Origin of the sequence: Stenotrophomonas terrae, assembly GCF_001431465.1 — a bacterium.
GTDB lineage: Bacteria > Pseudomonadota > Gammaproteobacteria > Xanthomonadales > Xanthomonadaceae > Stenotrophomonas > Stenotrophomonas terrae.
In genome coordinates this window covers 84,303-108,447 of sequence record NZ_LDJJ01000017.1, presented here as the reverse complement: position 1 = coordinate 108,447, position 24,145 = coordinate 84,303, and the positions used below count along the sequence as shown (strand labels likewise).

The following is a 24,145-nucleotide window of genomic DNA, read 5'->3' as shown; positions in this document are numbered from 1 at the left end:
CAACACTTGGGGCTCAGCGGCATATCGAGTCCAACTTTATGAATCCCTGCTGCTCCCCGGTGGCAGCTGGCACCTGGTAATCCAGCACGCACCGTTGCGACTCCTGTTCACCCCATTCGATCTGCAGACGGCCGCTATCATTCTCACTGCGCACATACAGCCGTCCGCCCTGCCCCACCAATCCGACCAGCTGTCCCTGGGCATCCTTTACCGATGCGCCAAGAGGTAGCGCCTGACCGGACGCCGCGCGCACGCTGATCAACAATGCCCTGCCGCTGCGCGTCTTGAAGCGCATCAGACTGATAGCGCCAGCGTAAGGCGCCACCGATTGGCTGCTTGACTCCAGATCGACATCGCGCGCCATGCCCGCCGGATCAAGCGTAATTGCATTGAGCCGGTAGGGAGACACATAAGGAACCACCGCATAGCCGCGCTTGTCCACGCGCAGGCCAGGCGCATTGAGCACATGCGCGCCCCGAGCGCCGGGAGCATGCACCAGCACCATGGTGTCACCGCGATACGGGGCCAAGGTGACCCCTCCCGCATGTACCACCACGTTGCCGGACGCCCCCAACGACAACTGACGGAATTCATTGGAATAGCCATAAGAGCCGTCCAACGTTGCGTACTGTCCACGATAGTTGACCGATGCCACCGCGCTGCCGGGGCCGGTACGGCTATCTGTCAGGGTCAATCCATAATTGATGTTGTAGTCGCTGCCTGCCGAACCGGCGATCCCGATTCGGCTACTGTCATACCCCCTCGTATGCGCCGTTCCTGCACTGTTGTCGCGCATACTGAGGTCGGCACTGAGTGATACCGGCCGCCGGCTACGCTGCCCCAACGGCATGCTCATGCTCAACAGGTACTGGGTATCACGTGCACCCGAGAATCCCTCTTCGGTGCGAACAGCCGATACACCAAAGTTGAGAGCGCGCCAGGCATTGTTGTAACCCATCTGATATTGCGTACTGGTGCCCGTGCGGCTGTAGAAGTCGCTGACCGAGCCAGTGACATACAGCGACCCAGCCCGCTTTCCAAGCGGCTGATTCAAGGTCAGCTGGAACTGGCTGCGCTGGCGCTCGAATGGGCGCGCATCAAAGCCTCGACTGATGGCATCCCGTGTACTCAACGCGTCCCGCAAACTGTAGTAACCGCGCGTTGAATAGCGGTAGGCCGCCAACGTCACATTGGTGCCGAACGGGGCAAACAGGCTGCTATAGCTCAAACGCGAGCTGCTGCCGCGCTGGCTTTCTCCTCGCTGGAACTGCGAACGCGCATAGGTGACGTCGAGCGAGAACGCACCCAGCGGCGTTGCAAGCCCTGCACCCGACAGCACTGCCCCATAGTTCTCACTCAGTACACCACCGGAATACAGCGTCAGACGGTTGCCGATGCCGCGCTGATACGTCGCCTGCGCCAACCACGGCTCATCCAGCAGGCTGTCATTGCGCACCTGGCCAAGGGTGACTGCATATCGCGACATTCCCGGACGCAACATCTGCGCGACCGTTCCAAACGGCACCTTGAAGCTGCGTGTGCGCCCGTCCGCCTCGATCACCCGAACGTCCAGATCGCCGCCATAGCCGGTGGGATACAGATCATCGATGACGAACGCACCCGGCGATACCGTAGTGGAATGGATCAGCTGCTGATTCTGGTGAATTTCCACCCGCGCATTGGTTTCTGCGATGCCCCGAACCACCGGCGCATAGCCGCGCAGCGAGTCAGGCAACATGCGGTCATCGCTGGTCAGGTTGATACCGCGATAGCTGACGGAGTCGAACAACTCACCGCTGGTATAGGACTCGCCGACGGTCAACATTCCGCGCAAGCCACCAATGCCCCGCTGCGCATAGGTGGATATCCGCTGCCAACGGCTGCCACGGCCCTCGCTCCAGGTCAGGTTGGAGTCCTGGCGCAGCTGCCAGCCGCCCAGATTGAGGCCCATGTTCATACCGAGATAAGCGCTACGGTTGCGGCTATCAAAGGCGCCGCGGGTTTCACCATCAACCACGTTGAAGGTGTAACCGATATAGCCCGCAGTGACGCCTCGGTCCCAAAGCGACGGGTTCACATAGCCGCGCGCCTCCCGCCGCAGATAGGCCTGGGGGATACTCACGTCGTAGCGCAGGTTCCCACTGTCATAGATGCCAAAGGCGTTCGGTATGCGCTCACCCAGCTGCGGGCAAGCTGCATCAGCCGCCATTGCACTGCCACCTTCAGCCGGCATTTGCAGCTGCTCGGTATCTACGCCCAACGCTTCCAGCGTCTGCAGGTCGAGGCAGGCGTCCACGTCACCTTTGCCATTGCCGCGGAAAGGCAAGTCACGCCGCCCCTTCCAGGTGCCATTGACATAGACATCCAGCCGATAGGTGCCCGCGACAATGGGATTGCCGTTACTGAAGGCGGACAGGTCCACCTTCTGCCCGGAGCCGGACAGGAAATTGGAATCGAACTGTGCCTGTTCGGGCGGGCTCAACTTCGGCCCTCCCATGCTCAGCAGGGCCTGTTCACCCAGGTTTGCGGAAGGCTCCGGCGCTGGCGCGGCTATTGCCTGCGTGGCCAGCAAGACACCGCCCGCTGCCATGAGCGCTGAAAGCAGCCCACCGCGCCCGTTTCTCGCATCGCTCAAACACTTTCCAATGGGCAATGACAAACTGCTCTCAATCACACCGAGTTCCTTCAGAACGATTGCAGCGCCCAGCGGCCGCAGCATCCAATGCGGCTCAGTTACCGGTTCCCAGATCGACGGTCGCTTCGACCCGTCCGCCATAATCATTGATGGTTATGAAACGCACCTGCTCAACGCTTTGACCAACATCCAAGGACAACTGCTGTTCGGGACCGACCATCTTTCCCTTGTCATCAACCAGCTTGCTTGCGCCATTTGAAAGCGCATGGATCTCGGCAAAGGTGACGTAGTACGGCGTGGGATTGTCCACATGCAACTGAGTGCCCGAACGACTCCAACGCAATTTCGTTGGCGCTTCGTTGGCGGTCCCCGGCAGGCCTTCGGGTCTGTAGAACAACTTCACGCGTGAGCGGAAAGCGACCTGCAGGTAGTTCTGCGTCTCGTCACCATTTTTTGGCGAAGGCGCCATGTCGAGCACGTTCAACCAATACAAGGACTCACGGTCCGTCGGCAATCCTGAACCCGCAAACATCACCCGCAGCGCCTGGTTCCTGCCCGGTTCAACCCGTGCAATGGGCGGCGTCAGCATGAAAGGGGCGTCGGCGTTCTCGGCAGTCTGCTCAGGGTCGCCACTATCGATCCACGCCTGAACCAGCGAAGGTGCTTCACCGATATTGCTGAGCTGCACCGTGATCTCGCGCGATTGCGCCGGATAGATGACGCGCGTACCTCCAATCACCACACTGGCAATTGCGTGCGATCCGCACGAGAGCATCAACGCTGTCGCCAACAGCGTCTTGATAAGAATGGGTTTCATCACAGTCACTACATGCGTGCGTGCAACATCCCCCGGTCAGCAGCACCGACCGAGGGCAAGGACAGCGTTGATCAGTTATAGATGATCGTGTACTTCACGCTGCTGGAGACTTCGCCCGGGGTTGCTGCGCCGGTGGCGTAGTACTCGACGAAGTAGTTGAGGTTGGCCGAGCCAGCACCATCCACCGTAACCGTCTGCGAATTTGCCTGGGAGGCACCGGCACCCGCAGCCACTACCGGAATGAACAGACTGTTGTCGCCCAGCAACTGAAGCTTCACCGCGCTGGCGGCATTGGCGGTGGCAACATTGTTGAGCCGGCCGCTGCTGATATCGATGGTCGCGCCAGGCTCGAAATACGTAGCTACATCACCGGCACTGCACTGGCTCAGGCTCATCGAGAACGGGGTGCGGCCGGCAACCTGGCCTGCAGCTGAAAGCGCACTCGTCGACACAGTAGGCAGGGTTACGGTGAAATCCTTGCCCTGCGGACTGGCGATGGTGCAGGTCTTGTCGGTGATCTCACCATTGAAGGTGATAGTGCCATCCGCCGCGTGTGAAGCGAACGGAACAGCCGCGATTAGGAGTGCTGCATAGAGATTGACGGTGCGCATTGCTTTTACCTTGCCCTATTGATTGGAGAGAGTGCGGAGGGAAGCAAGACAGCGCAGAGCGACACTCCACCCGTTCTACAACCAGGCGAGAACTCGGCGGCCACTTGTCAGATCCCGGGGCCGAAAGTTATCAACTAATAACGTGATGTAATCCACAAAACTTGCGAATTGACACCGCAGTTGTGCTTAGACGCAGATGTCAGCAACTTCCGCATATCGATTGATGGGAAAGACCTGGCCAATTCCACTGATTGGGCCCGGGAAACTCACGGACAGCCGATAAAAAAGTGGGCCCTCATGGCACGGGAAAATCGCGCCTTGATGAAGTTCACTTTCTTCGCGTGATCGCAGCGGGCAGAACGGCGATCTGCCTCTTCTGCATCACCAGGCGCAGGCGCCTACTGAAGGCCCCACATCGCGGAGCGCAGCCATGAAGCTTTCTGTCCTGCTTGGCGTGGCACTTGTTTCGACCAGCGCACTGGCTCATGCCGGTGAAGGTACGGTGCAGTTCAGCGGCCGGATCACCAGCCCCGGCTGCGCGACCGCACTTGAAGTTGAAGCGCAGCGGCTTCGCCTGGATGACTGCCCGCGTGCAACCCAGGGTGCCGCCATCAGTGTGAAAACCCTGGATACCGGCAGTACTGTACCGGTCGGCCCGGCCACCGATCTGCAAGCCGCAACCACGTTGATGGCACCGTTGCCGCAGGCCCAGCAGCGACTGTTCTCAACCCAGTACCGGCTGGCGGCACAGTCAATGAGCAACAGCGGCTATCTGGTGCAGATTACCTACCTGTAACCGGAAAACTTCAGAACAGCTACGGCGAGTGCGCCGTGGCTGTTTACGGTTACGGTCACCCGTTCAAGCTGCGAAGCAGGATCCGCCACAGCCGGATGGGTATACAGAACTCGCGGTTCTAACCCGTTGCATGAACGTCAACGCTCGCTGTTCAAACAGCCAACTCAATTCATCTCCGCAGCGACAGCCGTCGGCGCGCGCGCGACGCGTAGACACCAGCTGCCCAGCAACAGCAGCCACGCGAGCGCATACAGCGAAGCGGCGGAAATCTGCAGCCACTGCCCCGGTAGAATCAGGAACAGCGGCACCGCCCCTGCCAGCGCCAGCATCGCCATTGCCGGCAATCGCCGCATCAATGGATCGCCCAGCAGCGCGTAGCGTCGCAGGAACAGTACGGCAGTCACCAAACATCCGGCCAACGCAGCCCAGGCAATGCCGGCGATACCGGTCACCGCCGGCACCACCGCCAGTGCCAAGGCATTGACCGCGCTGCCTGCCAACTCATAGCGCATCGGCAAGACAGTGTTGCCGATGGCATAGGCATAGCGCGCGAGCAGGGCATTCCATGCACCGAAGACAATCACGCATGCAAACCATGCCAGCAGCATCGGCAACGGCCCGTGCTGCATACCCGAAGGCAGCAGCACCTCGACCAGTGACGGCGCACTGCCGATCATGCCGGCGGCAGCAGGAATGGTCATTGCCGCCGTCAGCAGCAGACCCAGCCGCAATGCAGCACGCCGCGCGGCGAGGTCTTCACCCAACTGCGCCATGCGCGCCAGCACAACCTGGTTGAGACTCATCAGTGCAACCAAGGGCAGGTTGACCAGCTTGCGCGCCAGGTTGACCAGGGTGATGGCACCTTCGCCAAGGAAAGAGGCGCAGATGCGCTCGACAAGCACGAGCCCCTGGCTGGCACCGGCGCTGGCAAGCAGTGGCCCCAGCCTGGCGTACAGATCGGCAGCATCGCGCCGCTGCCAGTACCAGCGCCACGGCCGCCAGCCACCGCGCCACAGCAGCGGCAACACCGACAACAGCATCAGTGCGGCACCGGCAACGAACGCCCATGAAAGACTGCGCTCATCGCTTGCCCCCCGCTGCTGCAGCAACAGCAGCACCGGCGGCAGGTTATAGAGGAACGAGCCGAGACCGGCCACCAGAAAACGTTGTTGGGCCTGGCCCACCGCCGCTGCCAAGGCATGCAACAACAGCATCGGTACCACGCAGGACAGCACCAACAAACTGGATGCGGCCGTGTGCTGCGCTGCAGGCGCCAGCCCCGGGCCTATCAACTTGACCCACAGGCCTGCAGCCACCGCCAATACCACGCTGAACAGAACACCGGTCAGCAACACACTCGCTACCTGGGTGGAAACCCACCCGCTGCGGCGCTCCACATCCAGCTGCTGATACAGCGGCAGCGCGGCCGAGGACAACAGGCCCGCGGCCAAGGTCATGCGGATGGCTTCGGGCAGGAACAGCGCCACCAGAAAACCATCGGTACGTGCACCTGCGCCCCAGGCATCGACCAGCAGCCATTCGCGGCCGAAGCCGAGCGCAAGCCCGGCTACCGTCACCACCGTCAACCAGAGCGTGGTGCGGAACATGCTCAGTGCAGCAGCGTCAGAATGTTCTTGCCACCCACCCGGTAGGACAGGTTGTGCGGCCGCTCACCCATTGGTTTTGCACCGGTGCCGCCAATGATCTTGTAGGGCGGCACTTCCTTGGCCACCACGGTATTGGCGGTGATCACGCAGCCACGGCCAAGGTGCGCGCCATGCGCGATCAGCGCGCGGCTGGCAATCCACACGTAGTCTTCGATGACGATGGGCGCGGAAACCGACCAGAACTCCGGTGCGGTCAGGTCGTGTGAGCCAGCAATGATCAACACGTGCGAAGCGATTGCAACATGGTCACCGATGCGCAGCCCGGCACGGGCATCGATCTGGCAATGCCAGGCAATCACACTGTCCTTGCCGATCACCAGACTATTGACGCCCAGCACTTCGGTGTTACGCCATATCGTGGAGCCCTCACCGATCTTCGCCCCGCCGATGCGCAGCCAGGTCAGCCGCACCCAATGGAACGGCACCTTGTTGATGGCGATGTTGTAGACCTGCTCCCATAGACGCAGGCAGCGGTCCTTGAAAGTCGGCCAGTTGATGCCATAGCGCGGCACCAGCTGCGCAGGAACCTCGGTTTTCAGCACGTGGTAGAGCTGCTTGCCCAGTGGATGCTGCAGCTTCCATTCGATATCCACCGAGCAGATCGATACCCGTACCTGATCACCGCTGGCTTCCTCGAATGCGCCCTCGTTGGCCAACAACCAGTCGTAGGCCTCGGCCAACGCGGCCGGCGTCACCTGCATGCGGGCCGCGTAGTCGCCCAGCCGTGCGCGCAGATCCATGGAATGAAAAACCCGGTGTCTCATTGCTGCTCCCTCAAACTCGACAAAGGCTGGCCAGGGGTACCGGAGGGCACCGCGGCTGCACTCTGCAGGCCCAGCCCCATCAGCAGCCAGAACAAGGCCACCAGCACCATGGTGAAACTGTAATAGTGATCGATCAGGCCGGTCAGCAAGGCCGCTACCAGGCCGGTGGTGCAGCCCATCCACAGCCCGTTGCGTCCATCCACCGTGAGCACCCTGCCGCGCGGCCGTACCTGTCGCCACCAACGCCAGGTCACCACGCAATACAGCAGCATGCCCAGCGCTCCCAACTTGTACATGTAGTACAGCCACAGATTGGAGATGCCGAGCAGACCACTGCCCGGCACCGGCGGTTCGGTGCGGAAGCCGATGCCCAAGGGATACCGCGCCACCGCCTCGGGGAAACGCTTGTACTCATCCACACGCACCTCGGTACTGGCATTGTCCGATGAGAACATCGTCGCCAGACGGTCCTGCAGCGGCGCATAGGTCAGCGCCAGCACTCCACCGAGGATGATGCCGGCCATGACCATCGCGCGCGCATAGGGAACCCGCAGCCAGGACAGCCACAGCAGCATCAGGCCGATGGCCAGGATGGCGCCACGCGAACTACTCAACAGCAGAGCCGCACAACCGAGCACGGCCACTGTCGCGCCCAGCGCGCGCCGCCAGCCGTGCTGGTAGAGGCCATAGAAGGCTGCCAGTGGCACGAACATCGCCATCGCACCGCCGGTCAGGTTGGGGTGAACCCAGGGCGAGCCCAGGCGCGCGTTCTCGGCACTGAAAATATCCAGCAACGCCTCTGGGTGCGCGTAGTGCATCTTCTCGAGTATCGGAATCATGTCCAGCGCGCTGCGTGATTTTACGAACATCCCCAACGACAGCAGCAACATGGCCAGGTTACCCAACAGCAGCATCACCACCAGTTGTTCGCGCTGTTTCTCCTGCGACAACATCAGCGGTGCCAGCAGCAGCGGCGACAGGTTGGCCAACCAGCGCACCCAGTTGACCGGTCCATTGCCATCGGCCACCACCATCACCTGGCCAACCAGAAATGGCAGCACACTGAACACCATCAACAACAGCAAGCCGCGCTCGACGCCGCCCCACTGCGGCCGCTCCAGCCGCTGGAAGAACAACTGCAGCGCAACCCCCGCCCAGGTCAGCCCAAGCATCGCCTCGGCCAGGGTGAAGCGGAAGCCCACCTGCAACGTGCTGAACGGCATGAAGGTGGCCACCAGCGCGAACAGCGACAGCCCCACCATCGGCCAACGCAACACCACCAAGGCCGCCGGCAGCCCCGCCAATACCACGAAAAACTTCGACGGCGGCAGGAACAGCAGCAGGCTGCCGAACAGCAGGCCGCACAGCACGGCGACAGTCGTGCCCAGCCTCATCGCCACGCCTCCTGCAGCAGTTGTGCCACCCGTTGTTGATAGGGGCCGGCGCTGTAGCGCTGTGCGGCCAACATCAGGGCGCCAGCGGTTTCCTGCTCAGCGCGCCCCGCTGCCGCAGCCAGCAACGCGCGGCGCAGTACAGCCGCGTCCCGCGGATCAAACCGCAGCGCCTGTGCCGGCGTGATTTCATCCAGCGCGCTGCCGGTGGCAACCGCAACCGGTGTGCCGCAACTCAATGCCTCGATCACCGGCAAACCGAATCCTTCCGCGGTCGCCGGGTGCAGCAGGCGTTCGGCATCGTGATACAGCCGCGACAGCTGTGCATCACTCAGCCCGCTGCGCCAATGCAAGCCTGCCAGTGCCGCCAGTTGTGCAGGGACATCGGCAGGTTCACCAATCAGTACGAGATCCGGCAATGCCTGGCCTTCCTCGCGCAGCGCGCTCCACTGCTGCAGCAGGAACGCGATGTTCTTGCGCGGCTCGCGCGTGCCCACTACCAGCCAGTAGCGCGCGGGCAACGCCGGATCGGGTACCGGACTGGGTGCCGCCAACGGCAGTACCGCATTGGGCAGCACCGAGGTACGTTGCGCCGCCTGCGGATACAACCGTGCAAGCGCGGCAGCGCTGAACTGCGACGGCGTCCAGATCGCATCGGCGCCGCGCACTGCGTGCCCGATCAGAAAGCGGTCCATGGCGCCATAGACACGTCCGTGCAACCAGCTGGCATGACGGCCGGGCAAGGTCAGCTGGAACACGTCGTGCAGCAACAGCACCTGCCTGCGCAATGTCGGCGGACGGCGCAGCGGCAAACCACTATTGGCGGTGGCGATATACAGATCGACGCCGTGCTGCCGCAATGCGCCCGGCAGGAAGCCCAGCTCGAAGGCCAGGCGCCAACGTGGTCGATGCAGGCCGGCGCTGGCCGGCGTCGCAGGCGGGCAGATGGCCAGCTGCCGGTGCGGATGCCCTTCCGGCGCCATGCTGAAACGCAGCAGCTCGCAGCCTTCGGCCAGCAACGCCTGCTCAAGCGCCAGCACCTGCCGGGCGATACCCGAATGCGGTGCGGCGGTGACCGGCCTGTAATCGATGCCTATGCGCATGTCAGCCCGGCGTACACCGCCTCCAGCTGATCTGCGGAATGCTGCCAATCGTGTTGCGCGCGTACATGGTCACGGCCCGCCTCACCGGTGCTGTGCGCCAGCGGTGCATTGGCCAATAACTGCAAGGCCGCAGCAACCAGCGCCTCCGTGTCCACCCCGCCCTGGTAATGCGTGCCACGCTGCACATCCAGCCCAGACACTGCCTGCGGCGTAGCGACCACCGGCAAGCCCGCCGCCATCGCCTCCAGCACCTTGAGCTTGGAACCGCCACCGTCACGCAGCGCAGCCAGGAACAGGCTGCTGCTGGCCTGCACCGGCTGCAGGCTGGGCACGAACCCGAGCCACTCGATACGCTGATCCGGCCAACGCTCGGCCCATTGCGCCGGCAATGCGTAGCCACAGAGGCATAAACGTACCTGCGGTTCCACCGCCCATATCGCCGGCATGATCTGGTTCAGCAGCCACTCCACCGCATCGATGTTGGGCGCGTACTCGAAGTTGCCGACGAACAAAATCCGCCGCGCGGCATGATCAGCCACCACCTCGGAGAACGCCCCGGTATCAGTACCGTTGACCACCACCGCGACCGGTTGGCTGCTGTATGCCGCCAGTACCCGGGCATCGTCCTCGGTCATCGCCACCACTTTGCGCGCGGCGCCAACAACCTGGCGTTCCCAACGCTGGTAACGCCAACGGTCCAGCCGCGCCAATGGCCTGAATACCGCTGGCAGACGACTGTAGGTCACCTCTGCCAGCGTGGATTCGACATTGTGTTCGCTGAGCAGGAAACCGCCTTGATGCTTGCGCAGTGGGCCGCGACACGGCTCGAACATATAGGAGTGTTCCAACTGCACGACATCCCAGGGTTGCTGCAGCAACTGCTCCAGCGTACGGCTGAAGGCCGGCGCGTAGCCGTTGACCGAGGCCAGCAGCGGGGCCGGCGACAGCAGCCCGGCGAGCATGGTCTTCATTGAGCGCAGCGGCCGCCGCTCAAGCACGACCAGCCGTTCCAGCAGCGGTTCCAGCTGCGCCTGGGTCGCGGCATCCAGCGGCACTTTGCTTTGCACCAGCAAGGTAATGCGATGACCACGCGCGGCCAGGCAGCGCAGCAGATGGTACTGGCGCAGTTTGCCGCCGCTGGTAGTCGGCCACGGCAGATACGGCAGGATCCACAGGATGTGCAGCGCCCGCATCACCACTCCAATACCGACAGCGAGGTCGACACCGGGACCTGCACCGCATCGCCACTGCCCAGTTGCTTGCGCGCCCCCGTCAGCACGTCGTGCAGCACCGCCTGGCTGAGGCCATCGACCTGGACCTGCCCGGGTTGCGCCGCCCAGAACAACCACAGCCGGCGGCCGTCCGAGCGCTGCCAGCCAATGCTGATCAACCCCGGCGCAGCGCCCTTGAATGTTGGCGCCTTGCCCGGCACCAGGCGCGGCCCGGTGATCTGCAGCAGCCGCTGCACTGCGTTGTATACCGGCTTGGCATCGCCAGCCTCGTCGAGCAGACCATAGCGGCGGTCGCGCGCGCCTGCGCGCTTGTCCAGGTCACTCAGGGCAAACAGAAAAATCTTGTCGTAATCCAGCGCACTCATCAGCGCCAGACGCCGGGTAACGAAGTCGGCCTGCCCCTGCGCACCGATGATGGGCTGCTCTTCCTTGGGCCCGGCATAACTCGACCAACCCCATTCGTCGGCCCAGATCTCGCCCGCACCGGCGGCGCGCAATGACGCATTGCCTTGGCGGGCGCGCTGCACGAAGTCCATCGCGTGCGCATCATCGCCCTCCGGATACAGCGAGTACGGGTGGTAGGCGGTGATCACGTCCAGCGAAAACAGCCCACCCTTGGCAAGCGCTTCCACCATCAATGCACCGTTTCGGGTAGGCATCTGGCTGAAATAGCCCATGCCACCCAGTACGATCTTCCGACCCGGGGCTTCGCGGCGCATTGCCTGCACGGTGGTCAGCAGCAACTGTCCGTAAGCGGCAGGGTCCTCGCGGGGTTGCCAGAATGCGGGCAGGTTGGGTTCGTTCCACACCTGCCAGGCCACCACTTTGGGATAACGCTGGGCCAGCTGCACCATGGCGCGCGCATACAGCGCAGGATCCTTCGGCGGGTACTGGTCGGGATTGGGACTGCCCGCCGGTGCCGAGGTGGCATGCGGCGCCGAGCCGACCAGATATACCTCGGCCTGCAGACCACGCCGCTCCATTTCCGCCATCAGCGGGTCAAGCACATCCCAGCGGAACTGGCCCTGCCGCGGTTCGATGGTGTCCCAATGCAGATCCACCCGCACCCACTGCAGGCCCAGGGCCTGCAACTGATCCATCTGCTTGCGGTAGCGCGCCGGCTCGAACCACAGGAAGTGCGCATTGACGCCCAGATAGTCCGCCCACACCACCGGCCGCGGCGGCAGCAGTTCCAGTCCGGCGCGCTCGCCTTTGGCGCAGGCGCTGACGCCCCACAGCAGCGCGCCAGCCAGCAGCACCGAGCCCACTACCCGCATCAGCCCCATCTTGAACACGCCCGGTTCTTTCATCGCTTACGCTCCACTACCGATGCGAACAGCGCCGCAAACTCGCCTGCAATTGTCGGCCACTGGCGTTGCTTACCCAGCGCCGATGCCGCCGCCGCCCACTGGCGTGCCAGCGAGGGCGCATCCAGCAATGCCGCAATCCGCTGCGCCAGGGCCTGGCTCTGGCCCTGGGCAAAGACCACCCCGTTGTCGTACGAAACTTCTTCGGCAAAGGCGCGCGCGTCGGACGTTATCACTCCACGCCCGCACGCATTGGCCCACGACAGCGCACCACTGGTGCCGCGCATCTTGCCAAGCAGCGCCAGCTTGCGCGAATCACGATACGGCAACACCATCGCGTGGTGCGCCTGCACGCAAGCGGGTATTCCCTCGGCGGGCAGATCGAGCTGCCACGCGATCCGCTCCGCGATACCAAGCCCGCCGGCGAGTGCGCGCAGCTGTGCCAGATAGTTGCCACGGCTGCCAAAGGCCAGCTCGGGTGACGAGCCACCGGCCATGGTCAACACCAGCCGCGCCTGCGGCCGAATACGGAAAACCTCGGCTACGGCTTCGAACAGATCTTCGATGCCCTTGCCTGGGTAGATGAAGCCGAAATACAGCAACCGCAAAACGTCGTCCGAGGGCAGCGCCGCCGGGGCGAACAGCGGATTGCCATGTGCGATGAAGTGGACCTTGTCCGGCGCACTCCGCATCCGCTCGCGCAGGCAGCTGGCGCCGGTGCGGGTCAGCGCCACCATTGCATCAAGACCGGCTGCCAGCTTGCGCTCGCGCGCCAACGTGCTGCGGTCCTGCGCCAGCGCCAGCAGCTGCGGCAGCGGCCGCGGCCAGGTCGCCACGCGACGCAGAACGCCGCGCGCAGGGTCCGGTGAGCGCCACACCAAACGTTCCGGATCATGCACCGTGGCGCTGACAGCCAACTGCGGCCAACGCGCACGCAGCTGCTCGAGCGCAAGAAACTCCGGCCCACGGCCGCCGCCCAGCTGTGCATGGACAATGTCCACGCCCTGCCAGAAACCCGCGTCGTGGGTATCCCAGCCCGCGCCATCGCGGTGCGGTGGCACCTGCACGTCCACGCCTACACCACGCAGCGCCTGCATCCACGCCTGCGCATAGTCGGCAATACCGTTCTGCAACGGCGGCAGTGGCGCGAGCAGGGCGACTTTCACTCAGTACGCCCCAAGCCAGCGACTGATGGGCTTCCAGAACTTGGCCGGGATCTCGAACACGCGCCGGTTGAGCACGATGCCATCGGCCCGCCCCAGCGCGTCGCGCAGCAGTGCCAAGGCACTTTCCACTGCCGGAACGGTGGTGCTGCGTGCCTGCACGACCAGGATGATGCGGTCGCAGCCACGCAACGCTATCAGCGCATGCTCGTCGCTCAATGGCGGCGCCTGCACGATCACCATCTCGCCGGGCTGGGCCGGCAGTGCGCCCTCGCGCACCGTATAGCCCTGCTGTCTGAGCACGATGGCCAGGCGCGAGGCGATGAAGCTGACACCCTCGCCGGAACGGCTTGAGGTCAAGCCCAGCGACAGCCCGCGCTCGGCAATCTGCTCCAACGGCAGCCGGCAGTAAATGCGATACAGCGCCGCGCGCAGTGATTGCGAGCCGTCCTGGTCACGTTCTATTTCCGGCACCGTGGCCAACAGCGGCACGTTGAAGGTTTTCTCGATGCGACCGCCGTCGTGGATGCGCTGGTCCAGCAGATACAGCACAAACACCACCACCAAGGCTACAGCCAGTGCCACTGGCAGGGTCAGCAGCAACATCAACATGCTTTTCGGGAAAACCCGCGACGGGGTGAAGCTGGACTCGCCGACCAGCGCCACATTGCTGAGCCGGTTGCGGTTCAGGTCGCGGATCACGCGCGCACGCAGCAGATAGTCCGAATACTGCGCGAAGGTCTTCTCGGCCGAGCCCAGCTCCAGGCTGAGCCGCGACAATGACGGCTCGGCCGACATCACTTCCTCGCGTGCGGCCTGCAGCTGCTTGAGCTGTTCGTCGATCTCGGCGATGTTGGCGTCGATCTTGGCAACATTGATGCGTGCATCCTGCATGTCCTGGCGCAGGCGGGTGCCCAAGGTGTTCGGGGCCATGTTGCGCGAACGCACCACGCTGTCATTGACCGCGGCGATCTCCGCTTCCAGGCCGGCAATACTTTCATCCAGCGCCCGCACCGGCGGCGCGCCTTCCTTGAAATTGCGCAGCAGATCCAGGCGCTGCTGCTTCAAGCCATTCAACTTCAGCTTCAGGTCTTCGCGGGCCGGATTGAGGCTGATCTCGCGCTCGGTCATCACTTCACCGGCCACAGCGGGCAACTGCCGCCCGGCCGCACCGAGTATCCCCCGCAGCGCTTCGCGCTCGGCCTGCAGCTCGCGGCGCTGGCGATAAAGCTTCTGCAGCTGATCGGTCACATCTTCGATGCGCTGTTCGACACTGGTGGCATCGATGACCCGCAGCCGATCACGCAGCTGTTGTTTCAGCTTGATGATGGTGTCGTTGAGCTCGGTGTTCTGCTGCTGGTAGAAGTCAAACAAGGCATCGCCGCCGGCGGCATTGGCGCGCTCGTCGAAGTACGCATCCACCCAAGCCTGCGAGATGCCCTGTGCCACCTGCGGATCGCCCCAGGTCACGCGCATCTCCATCACGTTCGAGCCCGGGTCATGGCTTACCGCCAGCCGCTTTGCCAAACGCGCCGCCAGACGGTCCTCCGGCGGCGCCTTGTCCATCAGGCCCACCCCCACGAACACGTCGCGGACCAATTCCTTGCACCAGGCGGCCGCCTTTCCAAGCTGGAACTTGAAACGCGCCCAGCCACCCGGCGGCGGCACCGACGACATGGCCAGATAGGCCTTGGCAACCTTCAGCATGACCGGCGCACTGGTCGCCATTTTTTCCTCATCCAGCAGCGGATCACGCTGCGGGCTCTGCTGCACGAAGCCCGACTCCGGGCCCGGCTGCACCGGCAGCTGCACGCTGGCACTCTGGGTGGGCTTGACCAGCAGGCGTGCATCGGAAACGTAGCGGTTGGGCAGCAGGAAGGCACCGGCAACCACCACCGCGATGGTGACCAGCAAGGTCAGCCGGAACTCGCGCGCGAAGATGAAAAGAAGACGCAGCGCGTCGCGAAGACTACGGACCTCGATCACGGCACGCTCCCATTTGGGTTGTTGATCCGATAGGACGGCTCGTTTATCTGATAGTTCGCCGATGCGCCGAAGCCGCGGAACATCAGCAGCTGGCCCACATACATGTCCACCCGTTGGATCGCATTGCCGATCCGCGAGCTGGGCACGAACACCAGGTCACCGCGCTGCAGCTGCACGCTTGCCTTGCCGTTGGTGGCCGGGCTCAGCAGCTGCGCATAGTCGAAGAAGTACACCTGCTGCACGCCGTCGTCGTCCTGGCGGACCAGCGCCACGTGGTGACTGTCGGCGGTTGGCAGCACGCCACCGGTGGCGGTGATGGCCTGTGGCACGGTCACCGCCGACATCAGGTCGAACGCCCCCGGGTTGCGCACCGCGCCACCCACATATACCCGGCTGCCGGGAGCCTCTGCGATATTGATGGTCACCTGCGGCTCACGGTAGATCGCATCCAGCCGCTGGCTGACTTCCTCGCCGATCACCTCGGGGCTGCGCCCACCGGCCTTGACGATGCCGATGAAGGGATAGGCGAAAGTGCCGTCGGGCCGGACCCGGTACAGCGTCGCCTCGTCCTTTTCGGCAGGTGTCTGTGCATCACGCACGATCCGCAGCACGTCACCGACATGCACCTTGAGCACCGGCTTGGGCAGCTGCTCCGGGCTGAAATTGCTGATCTGGCGCTCACCGATGACCTTGCCGGCGGGCAGTTGCACAACGTTGGACATCGCACACGCCGTCGCCAACAGGGTGAGCAGCGCCGGCAGCACCAATCGCAGGGATTTCATGATTTGCTCCAATAGCCGGTAAACATTCCGATGCGTCGTTTCAAGCCCAGCGGCAGATGCCGCTCCATATGCCCAAGACGATAGCCGATGAATTTTGCAGCCGTGCGCAGCAGCGCGCCGGGCATGGCGGACAGTGCACCGGCATGGCGCAGCGCCTGCAGTTCGGAACGAACAAAGCGCCCGCCCTCGCCGCCTGCCCCGCCAAAATTCTGCCGTATCCAGCGTTCGCGTGAATAGAACACGCCGATGTCGAAGTAGCGTTTGAGCTCTTCCACGATGGTGTAATCGTGCGAGTGCCAGGCCTCGGCCGCAGCCACGTAATTGACCGCGTGGCCGGCCAGCAGCATCCGCGCCGCGACATGCGTGTCCTCGGTGCCGATCGCATCCTGCGGGAAGCCACCAATAGCGGCCAACAGATCGGCGCGGTAGGCGCAGAACGCATCGGAGCTGAAACAGGTCTTGATACCCAGTTCGGCAGCGTCACTGCTGCGCTTGATGCGGCCCTGCGACGGATAGTTGAAGGCACGTGCATGCCGCGCCAGAACACCGGCCTCCGGGTGCGGCAGCTGGCGCCCATAGGCCACGCCCACATCCTCCGCGGCATACAGGCCATCCACCAGCGCCTGCAGCGCGTGCGGCGGCACCGGTATCGCATCCTGGGTCATGTAGATCAGCACGTCGGCATCGACCATGCCGGCTGCAAGGCGGCGTGTACCGCCGTGATTGAAGTCGCGGGGATCAATCTCCACCACCCGCGCCCCGTATTCGCGCCAGCGCGCGACGCTGCCGTCAGTGGAGGCGCTGTCGATGATCAGCAACTCGTCCGGCTGCAGCGACTGCGCCCGCAGCGCCGGCAGCATCCGCGCCATATGCGGCTCACCGTTGCGCACGGGAATGATCAGGGCAACACGCGGCCGGGCCATCAATAGGCCGCCTTCATCGACAGCACCGCCGGCAAGGTGCGCAGCAGGATGAAGGCATCCAGGCCAAGCGACCAGTTCTCGATGTAGGCAAGATCGTATTCGACACGTTTCTGCAGCTTTTCGACGGTATCGGTCTCACCACGGTAACCATGCACCTGCGCAAGGCCGGTGATGCCGGGCTTCACCTTGTGCCGGGCCACATAGTTGGCGACGGCCTCCTCGAACAGCACGTCTGCGGCCTTGGTCGCCGTGGCATGCGGGCGCGGGCCGACCATCGACATGCTGCCGGCCAGTACATTGAACAGCTGCGGCAACTCGTCGATGCTGCTCTTGCGGATGAAGCGGCCGACCCGGGTAACGCGCGGATCGCCGGCGCGGGTCTGGGTCTGCGCATCCATGTCACGCTGATCGTGAAACATGGAGCGGAACTTGTAGACCTCGATCAACTGATGGTTGTAGCCATAGCGCCGCTGCCGGAACAGAACCGGGCCGCGCGAATCGAACTTGATCGCAACCGCCACCAGCAGCATCAGCGGTGACAGCAGCAACAGCGCCAGGCCGGCAAGAATGATGTCCTCGGCCCGTTTATAGGCAGGCGCCCAGCCCTTCAACGGCGGCTCGGACACCACCAGCATCGGCACATCGGAGATGTCGGCCACGCGCGGCAAGGCAAAATTGAAGGCCTGCATCTCCGGCACCAGGAACACCTGCACCGGCATCTTGCTGAGCAGCTCGACATAATGATGGTTGCGCCCTTCGGCCACCGCCGGCAGCGCCATCAACACCTGGTCCACCTCGTTGTTGCGGATCAACTGCTCGAGCAAGGTGAAGTTGCCAATCAGCTGTGGGCGCAGGTGCGAGCTGATCCGCTCGGGACTGCGGTCATCGATGAAGCCCAGCAGGCCACTGGCGATATCCACGTTCTGCTGCATGTGCTGCGCGAGCCGGCCGCCGTTCTCCGTTGCGCCCAGAATCACCGAGCGCCCCACGAAATGCCCATCGCGGATGCGTCGCTGGAAGAACGCCAGCATCAACAACCGCCCCAGCACCAGCAGCAACAGGGTGGTCAGGTACCAGAGCAGCGCCATCTTCACCGGCAGATAGGCAATCACCCGGAACAGCGTATGCAGCATCAGCACCAGGCCGAAGCTTGCCGACCAGGCCACGATGGTCGAGCGGATCAACACCCGGTTGCTGAACATCTCCCGCCCGTACATGCCAAAGGCAGTGAATACCAGCACGGTCAGCAGGCCCGCCAGCAGGGCCAGCACGCCATAGGTGCGTATCAAGGCGCCGTCATGCACGCCCATCAGCAACAACACCAGCGCCGCAGGCGAGGCCGCCGCGCAGAAGTGGAAAATACGCGCCATCAGACGCGACCAGCGCATCACTATCGGACGTGTGTTTGCAAACAACGCATCTGAGAACGGTAAGCGCATTACGACTTCAGACACCTGTGCTGATCAAAACCAAACAGGTGCACACCTTCCAAACCAGGCGAAATCGCATCCGAAGCGATGCCGCCGGCTTGACCCTGTGAGTCACCTGCCCCCTGCAGACAACCGTCCGGCGTATCAAACGACGCGCACGGTGTACCTGGCCATCTGTTCCATGGCCGCTACAATAACGTGACAGCACTCACGTTTACAGGGGTACAGGCGCGACACTCAGCTTCGTGAAGGAAAAAATCGCAGCTGTCAAGACGAAGTAGCAGGGATTTGACGCTTACTGAAGCTCGAAGACCTGCCGCAGATAGGACAGATACGCCGGGTCATCGCACATGCTCTTGCCTGGCGAGTCGCTGAGTTTGGCGACCGGCTGGCCGTTGCAGCGGACCATCTTGATAACGATATTCAGCGGCGTCGGGCCCAGGTCATTGGTCAGGTGCGTGCCAACGCCGAAGGCGACCTGGCAGCGGCCACGGAAATAGTCGTACAGCTGCATCACCTTTTCGATGTTCAGGCCATCGCTGAAGACCAGCACCTTGTTCGCCGGGTCGACGCGGTTGGCCTTGAAGTGGGCCAGCATGCGATCACCCCAGGCGACCGGGTCGCCGGAATCATGGCGGACGCCATCGAACAGCTTGCAGAAATACATGTCGAAGTCACGCAGGAAGGCTTCCATGCCGACCACGTCGGACAGGGCGATGCCGAGGTCGCCGCGATACTCGCGTGCCCATGACTCCAGCGCCGCCACCTGCGAGTCACGCAGGCGCGGGCCCAATGCCTGGAACGCCTGCAGATACTCATGCGCCATCGTGCCGTGCGGGGTCATGCCATACATGCGCGCGAAGTGCACGTTGCTGGTACCGACAAACTGCGAGCCCAATGCATCACGCAGCATCGGCAGCATGGTGCCGTGCCACTTGCGCGAATAGCGGCGGCGCGAGCCGTAATCGGCGATGCGGCAGTTCTCGAAGCCTGGCGTATCACGCAACAACGCGGTCTTGACCTGCAGGCGGCGCTCGCCTTCGGCGAAGTCGGCGGTGGTGGTATTGCGGAACCAGACCTCATTGATGATCGCCAGCAGCGGCACTTCAAACATGATGGTGTGCAGCCACGGGCCGGTGATATCCAGCTCGATCTCGCCCGGCACGGTCTTCGATGCCTGCAGGCTGATGTACTTGCGGTCCAGGTGGAACAGGCCGAGGAAGTCGGCGAAGTCCGGCTTCACGAAACGCAGCCGGCGCATGTACTCCAGCTCATCGGCGGTGAAGCGCAGGCTGCACAGATGATCGATTTCGGCGTTGATCTCGTCCATATAGGCGGCCAGATCAATCCCCGGCGTGCGGCATTTGAACCGGTACTGGACGATGGCGCCCGGGTACTGGTGCAGGACCGCCTGCATCATCGTGAATTTGTAGAGATCGGTGTCGAGCAGGGATTGGATGATCATGCCCCGCATTATGCGCTGGCAGGCGGTTGCGTTTCTGCCAGCGGCGGACGCTTGTTCATGGCCTGTCGCAGGCGCAGCGGTTAGGGCTGCCGGGGGTTCCGGGATGGTGCAGGACGCCCCCTCCCCAAGCTGCGGTTTACTTGAGCAGCAAGCGCGGCACCTGCAGCAGCGCATGCGCCCAGATCGCGCACCACACCCCTGCCTGCACCAATACGCCGCGCTGCTCCGCTTCAAATTTACGGAAATAGCGCCACAGCCCGCGATGCTTGTGCCATTCCACAAAGAACGGCCGCGAGCGGCTGGAGACCCCGCGCACATGCAGCACCTTCAAACCATTGGCGATGGCCACCACCGCGCCGGCCTGGCGCGCGCGCCGGCACAGGTCCAGGTCTTCGGCGTGCAGGCGATAGCCCTCGTCCCAGCCGTGCAGACGATCAAACAGCCCACGTGGCATCAGCAGCAGGGCACCGGACAGGGCCGGCACCTGCTGCAGCGGCGTGCTCAGGTCTGCCGCCACGGCCAGGCGCGAGCCGGCGCCGGGCTTGCGCAGCATCGCCGCGAAATCCGGATCGCGGCGGCGTACCGCCGGATCGGCGACGCCGTCCTCGTCCACCTGCTCCACCCCCAACAGGCATTCGCCGAGCGGCCGGCCCAGATCGCGCAACTGCGCCAGGGTCTGCGGCTCGACCATCAAATCCGGATTGACGAAGGCCAGCCACGGCGTATGGCACTCGCGCGCGCCCTGGTTGCAGGCGGTCGCGAAGCCGGGGTTGTCCGGATTGGCGATGAAGCGCACGCGGCTGTCGGCCAACGCATGGCGCTGCGCGATTGCCAGCGAGCCATCACGCGATTCGTTGTCGACCACGCGGATCTCGGCGACATCCTGGGCCGCGCGCAGGCGCTGCAGGCACTCATCCAAGGTGCTCGCACTCTGATAACTGACCACCACCACCGCAATCGAATCGCTCACACCGGCTCCGCGCCTGGAAGGGAACCACAGGCGTCGAACAGGTCGGGCTGGGCTTGCGGCATTATCGCCTGCTCGCACAACTGCTGCAGCTGCAAGCGGTGCGCGTGCAGCGGGTCATTCATCAGGAAAGCGGCCAAGCGCGCGGTCCATACCGGCCAGCGGTTGGCTAGCACTTCCATATCACCTTCGGCCGGGCGGCCTTCGCTCTGGCGGCCGACGAAGGCGTTGTCACACAGCACATTGCGCCAGCCCAGGCCGCTCATGCGCAGGCTCAGGTCCACCAGCGCCGCATACCATGAGCCATAGCTGTGGATGTCCAGGCCGCCGGCACGACGGCGCGCACTGCCGCGTATCAATACCGCGTGGGTCACCGCCGAAGGCAGCTCAGGTTGCAGCAGCGGCATCGCCGCCAACGCCTGCGCCAATAGCGCCGGATCAGCAGGCAGGGGATTGAGCTCGCCCGCGCGCGGCCACGACACCACCTCGCCGGCATTGCTCCAGGGCGTGGCGGTGGCGATGGAGGCATCGCGTGCCAGGCACTCGCTGAGTTGCTGCAGCCAGCCTGCCATCGGCAGTGCATCCGGTGCCAATACCGCCACATCGGCGTCGCCGCAGGCCTGCAGCATCTGATCCAGATGCGCGGCCTCGCCAATCGCACGCGGCCGGCGGGTGTATTCGGCCTGCAGCTTCGTGCTGGCCAGCCAATGCTCAATCACCGCCTGGCCGCGCGGCCCGCTCTGGCCATCATCGGCCAACCACACCGGCGTGCCGGCCGGCGTGTGCCGTTCCAATGCGGCAAGGCAGGCATCAAGCGCCGCATCATCCACGCCCACCGGCAACAGAATGACCGGCAGGGCCATGCTTAACGGCCTGCCTTGGGCTTGTCGATCGGGTCCAGCGCGCGGAAGCGGCTGCCGTACTCGTCGGTGAGGTTGCGCGCTTCCTGCGGGTTGCGGACGATGGTAGGCGTGATCAGCACGATCACTTCATTGCGGCGGTGGTTCTGGGTCTTCTGCCCGAACAGGCCGCCGACCACCGGCAACCGGCTCAGGAACGGCAGGCCCGACGAACCATCGGTGCTGCTGTCATCGATCAACCCGGCCAGCATCACCGTGTCACCGGCGCTCACCGCTGCCTCGGTCTGCATGCGGCGGGTATTGATGCGGTAGTTGCCGTTCTTGTCCGGCTCACCTTCCGGCGCGCTGATCTCCTGCACGATGTCCAGGAACACCATGCCGTCGCGGGTCACGCGCGGGCGCACCTTGAGGATGTTGCCGGTTTCCAGGTACTGCACGGTGGAATAGGCGTTGTCGCCAATGGTCGAGATCGAGGTCGAATTGACCGGGATGCGGCTGCCCACATTGAGCGTTGCCACCGCGTTGTTGCGCACGAACAACGATGGCGTCTGCAGCAGCCGTACGTTGGTGACTGAATCCAGCGCGGTGATGATGGCGGCGGCGTTTTTGCCGAGGAAAGTCCAGGCCATGCCGCTGCCGGTGACCTTGCCGGCGATGTCACCCCAGATGCCGCGACCCAATGCGCTGGGCAGGCCAGCGCCGGACATGCCGATATTGCCGGGACTGTCGCCAGGTGCGCCATTCACCGCCTGCTCGAAGAACCAGTTCACGCCATAGCTGAGCTTGCCGTCCAAGGCGACTTCGGCCACCTGCGCTTCGATATGCACCTGCAACGGCATCACGTCGAGTTTTTCAACCACTTCCTGGATCGAACGCCAGGCCTGCGGGGTGGAGCGCACCAGCAAGGTATTGGTTTCCTCCACCGCCGAAACACCAACGCGGTCGCCTTCCACTTCCAGGGTGACGCTTCCGTTGCCCGAAGTCTGCTGCGGCAGCTGCAAGCTCTCGCCCATGCCACCACCGCTGCTGCCGGAAAGGCCCGAACCGGCACCGCCGGCCGAGCCGATGTCGCTGCCTTTGAGCCCATCGTTCTGGCCATAGCCGCCGTCCTGCCCGCGCCCGCCCAGCGTCACCGGGCTGGCGCCCGGCGCCAGCGAGGTGCCACTGTCACCCTGGCTGCGCGAGCCGCTGCTGCCAAACACCTCGGCCAGGCGGTCGGCCAGATCCTTGGCCTTGATGTACTTCAGCTCATAGGAGAACAAGCGGGCGCTGCCGCCGGCGCTGTCGATGCGGTCCAGCCATTGCTGGATCTGGTCCAGGTAGCGTGCCTGCGGGGTGATCACCAGCACCGCATTGGCGTTGTCCAATGGCATGAAACGGAACATGCCGGCACTGGGGGTCTTGCTGTTTTCGCCGAATACTTTTTCAAGATCGTTGGCCACCTGCGAGGCACGCCCGGACTGGATGGGGAACACTCCCACCGACATCCCCGACAGCCAATCCACGTCGAAGATCTCGACCGTGCGCAGGTAGTTTTCCAGCTCGGTGCGGGTACCGCCGAGGGTGATGACGTTGCGCGAACCATCAACGCCGACAATGGCATTGGGCCGTGCATAGGGCTCAAGTACCTTCTTCATCTCGCTGGCCGAGATGTATTGCAGCGGCACCACCCGCACCTCGTAACCGCGCGCGGCGGCAGCCGGGGCGGTGCTGGGCGCGACCGTACCGGCCAGCGACTGATCGGCCGGCACCACGTTGTAGCGGCCACCGCTGTAGATCAGGCGGGCATTGTTCCAGCCCAGCACCATCTCCAGCAGGTTCAAGGCCTGCGCTGGCGACACCGGCTTGGGCGTGGCCAGGGTTACCGTGCCCTGCACGGTCGGTGCGATGACGTAGTTCTGGCCGAGCATGTCGCCAAGGATGGCCTTGGTGACTGCCTGCACCGACTCGCCTTCGAAGTTGAACACCGCCGTGCCGTTGCCGGCCGCACTCAAGGCTGGCGCCGGTGCCGACGCCGCCGCGCGGTTGATCACCGTGCCGTTGCCGCGGCGGATCACCGCCCGGCCCTGGTTGTCATCGGCGCGGGGGGCTTCTTCAGCGCTCAATGCGCTGGTGCGGGCGGGCTCGCCGGCGGCCGGCATCCGGTTATCCGCTGCCGGATTGCGGCGGACCTCCGGTGGCGGCGTGGTAGCGCAGCCGCTCAGGGCGCCGATCAGCAGGGTGACTGCAACTATGCGTGACGTCAT

19 protein-coding genes are annotated in these 24,145 nt (G+C 63.9%); 1 reads left to right on the top strand and 18 read right to left on the bottom strand.

The annotated features are described in order from the left end of the window. Positions 1–13: 13 nt before the first annotated feature. From ABB27_RS06150 to ABB27_RS06140, 3 genes are all read right to left on the bottom strand, one after another. Positions 14–2,482 (bottom strand): fimbria/pilus outer membrane usher protein, encoded by a 2,469-nt coding sequence (locus tag ABB27_RS06150; protein WP_244479155.1) that lies wholly within the window; start codon positions 2,480–2,482, stop codon positions 14–16. A gap of 247 nt (positions 2,483–2,729) precedes the next feature. Next, positions 2,730–3,452 carry a fimbrial biogenesis chaperone gene (locus ABB27_RS06145; RefSeq protein WP_057627392.1) on the bottom strand — a complete coding sequence of 241 codons (723 nt, stop codon included), beginning with the start codon at positions 3,450–3,452 and terminating at the stop codon, positions 2,730–2,732. Between the two features lie 71 nt (positions 3,453–3,523). Further along, positions 3,524–4,063 carry a fimbrial protein gene (locus ABB27_RS06140; RefSeq protein ID WP_057627390.1) on the bottom strand — a complete coding sequence of 180 codons (540 nt, stop codon included), beginning with the start codon at positions 4,061–4,063 and terminating at the stop codon, positions 3,524–3,526. A 430-nt stretch (positions 4,064–4,493) separates the two neighbouring features. Between ABB27_RS06140 and ABB27_RS06135 the strand changes: the two genes are divergently transcribed. Beyond that, positions 4,494–4,859, top strand: a complete 366-nt coding sequence (locus ABB27_RS06135; RefSeq protein WP_057627388.1) for a hypothetical protein — start codon at positions 4,494–4,496, stop codon at positions 4,857–4,859. Between the two features lie 164 nt (positions 4,860–5,023). On the opposite strand, the gene ABB27_RS06130 is transcribed toward ABB27_RS06135, so the two are convergent. The 15 genes from ABB27_RS06130 to gspD all read right to left on the bottom strand — a co-directional run bounded on the left by ABB27_RS06130 (position 5,024) and on the right by gspD (position 24,145). Further along, positions 5,024–6,466: a lipid II flippase MurJ gene (locus tag ABB27_RS06130; protein ID WP_057627387.1), complete on the bottom strand. Its 1,443-nt coding sequence runs from the start codon at positions 6,464–6,466 to the stop codon at positions 5,024–5,026. A 2-nt stretch (positions 6,467–6,468) separates the two neighbouring features. Next, positions 6,469–7,266: an acyltransferase gene (locus ABB27_RS06125; protein WP_244479154.1), complete on the bottom strand. Its 798-nt coding sequence runs from the start codon at positions 7,264–7,266 to the stop codon at positions 6,469–6,471. Between the two features lie 20 nt (positions 7,267–7,286). Then, positions 7,287–8,684, bottom strand: coding sequence for an O-antigen ligase family protein (locus ABB27_RS06120; protein WP_057627382.1), 1,398 nt, complete (start codon positions 8,682–8,684; stop codon positions 7,287–7,289). After that, complete coding sequence (locus ABB27_RS06115) at positions 8,681–9,784, bottom strand: glycosyltransferase family 4 protein (protein WP_057627380.1); 1,104 nt, start codon at positions 9,782–9,784, stop codon at positions 8,681–8,683. Before ABB27_RS06115 ends, ABB27_RS06120 begins: the two co-directional genes overlap by 4 nt. After that, positions 9,775–10,977, bottom strand: coding sequence for a glycosyltransferase family 4 protein (locus tag ABB27_RS06110; protein WP_211263677.1), 1,203 nt, complete (start codon positions 10,975–10,977; stop codon positions 9,775–9,777). Before ABB27_RS06110 ends, ABB27_RS06115 begins: the two co-directional genes overlap by 10 nt. After that, positions 10,977–12,326, bottom strand: coding sequence for a beta-galactosidase (locus ABB27_RS06105; RefSeq protein ID WP_057627378.1), 1,350 nt, complete (start codon positions 12,324–12,326; stop codon positions 10,977–10,979). Before ABB27_RS06105 ends, ABB27_RS06110 begins: the two co-directional genes overlap by 1 nt. Beyond that, positions 12,323–13,489: a glycosyltransferase gene (locus ABB27_RS06100; RefSeq protein ID WP_057627375.1), complete on the bottom strand. Its 1,167-nt coding sequence runs from the start codon at positions 13,487–13,489 to the stop codon at positions 12,323–12,325. The genes ABB27_RS06105 and ABB27_RS06100 overlap by 4 nt, the downstream gene beginning before the upstream one ends. Then, entirely contained in the window at positions 13,490–15,472 is a 1,983-nt protein-coding gene (locus tag ABB27_RS06095) for a GumC family protein (protein ID WP_057627373.1), read from the bottom strand. Continuing rightward, positions 15,469–16,254 (bottom strand): polysaccharide biosynthesis/export family protein, encoded by a 786-nt coding sequence (locus ABB27_RS06090; RefSeq protein ID WP_083491168.1) that lies wholly within the window; start codon positions 16,252–16,254, stop codon positions 15,469–15,471. The genes ABB27_RS06095 and ABB27_RS06090 overlap by 4 nt, the downstream gene beginning before the upstream one ends. Further along, positions 16,251–17,177 carry a glycosyltransferase family 2 protein gene (locus ABB27_RS06085; protein WP_057627369.1) on the bottom strand — a complete coding sequence of 309 codons (927 nt, stop codon included), beginning with the start codon at positions 17,175–17,177 and terminating at the stop codon, positions 16,251–16,253. The genes ABB27_RS06090 and ABB27_RS06085 overlap by 4 nt, the downstream gene beginning before the upstream one ends. Continuing rightward, positions 17,177–18,565 (bottom strand): undecaprenyl-phosphate glucose phosphotransferase, encoded by a 1,389-nt coding sequence (locus tag ABB27_RS06080; protein ID WP_211263676.1) that lies wholly within the window; start codon positions 18,563–18,565, stop codon positions 17,177–17,179. Before ABB27_RS06080 ends, ABB27_RS06085 begins: the two co-directional genes overlap by 1 nt. A gap of 337 nt (positions 18,566–18,902) precedes the next feature. After that, on the bottom strand, positions 18,903–20,072 hold the full coding sequence (gene pncB, locus ABB27_RS06075; RefSeq protein ID WP_057627364.1) for a nicotinate phosphoribosyltransferase: 1,170 nt from the start codon (positions 20,070–20,072) through the stop codon (positions 18,903–18,905). 136 nt (positions 20,073–20,208) lie between these two features. Further along, positions 20,209–21,042: a glycosyltransferase family 2 protein gene (locus tag ABB27_RS06070; RefSeq protein ID WP_057627362.1), complete on the bottom strand. Its 834-nt coding sequence runs from the start codon at positions 21,040–21,042 to the stop codon at positions 20,209–20,211. Next, a complete protein-coding gene (locus ABB27_RS06065; protein ID WP_057627359.1) occupies positions 21,039–21,902 on the bottom strand; it encodes a glycosyltransferase family 2 protein in 864 nt (287 codons plus the stop codon). Before ABB27_RS06065 ends, ABB27_RS06070 begins: the two co-directional genes overlap by 4 nt. 2 nt (positions 21,903–21,904) lie before the next feature. Beyond that, entirely contained in the window at positions 21,905–24,145 is a 2,241-nt protein-coding gene (gspD, locus tag ABB27_RS06060) for a type II secretion system secretin GspD (RefSeq protein WP_057627357.1), read from the bottom strand.